The organism is Bacillus cereus group sp. N21 (assembly GCF_016483395.1).
In the GTDB taxonomy this organism is placed as follows: domain Bacteria; phylum Bacillota; class Bacilli; order Bacillales; family Bacillaceae_G; genus Bacillus_A; species Bacillus_A pseudomycoides.
In genome coordinates this window covers 1-971 of sequence record NZ_JAEHBX010000202.1, presented here as the reverse complement: position 1 = coordinate 971, position 971 = coordinate 1, and the positions used below count along the sequence as shown (strand labels likewise).

Sequence of the window (971 nt, the reverse complement as noted above, 5' to 3'; positions counted from 1 at the left end):
CCATAGAAAAAATCCCCTCTATAGTAAACAGATTAATGTGTTTTCTTTTTACTGTCTACTATAAGGGGATCATATCATTATGAGAGGGCTGCTCTTTTTTTGAGACAACTGAAAAATGAGTGGAATTCCCTTATAGACAAACACCTATTCTTGTATGAGAAATATGATAACAAAGGCAGGTTAAATTGAGAGAAAGAGGTGAAAGAAATGAAAGGGATGGATAATAACGCATCGCACGGCTTTATGATAGGTGAGGATGGCTATGCACAAATGCTAATGGGAGGAGCTGGACAACAAGGATATGGCGGGAACCCAACATGGATGGGCGGATCATCAGAAGGAGTTCCTACATCTGTAGCTGGAGCGCAAACAGGAATGCCAACATTCGTGGGAGGAGCGCAGGGGGGAGTTCCTATAGGAGTACCAACTACATTTCCGGCATTTGTAGGAGGAGCGCAAGGTGGAGTTCCTGTAGGGGCACCAACTACATTTCCAACATTTGTAGGCGGGGCACAATCTGGCTTCCCTGCACCAGTTGGTCCGCAACCAGGATTTGGTGGTGTTGCTCCTATTCTAGTAGGAGGAGTAGGTCCACAAATGATTCATGGTCATCACGTCCATCACGGTCATCACCAACATCACGGTCACCACCAACATCACGGTCACCACCAACATCACGGTCACCACCAACATCATGGTCACCACCAACATCACGGTCATCACCAACATCATGGTCACCACCAGCAACACGGTCACCACCAGCAACACGGTCACCACCAGCAACACGGTCATCATCAGCAACAAGTACATCATCAGCAACAAGTACATCATCATGGTCACCATCAAATTCATCCACAGGCTGTTTTATATCAAACACAACACCATGGCCAGCATCAACACCATGGCCAGCATCAACACCATGGCCAGCATCAACACCATGGCCAGCATCAACACCATGGCCAGCATCAACA

The 971-nt window shown here is 47.2% G+C and carries 1 protein-coding gene; it reads left to right on the top strand.

Going from position 1 to position 971, the window contains the following annotated elements:
* Positions 1 to 207 precede the first annotated feature (207 nt).
* Positions 208 to 971, top strand: a 764-nt coding sequence (locus JDS96_RS32705; protein ID WP_242480039.1) for a hypothetical protein, incomplete at its 3' end; no start/stop codon positions are given.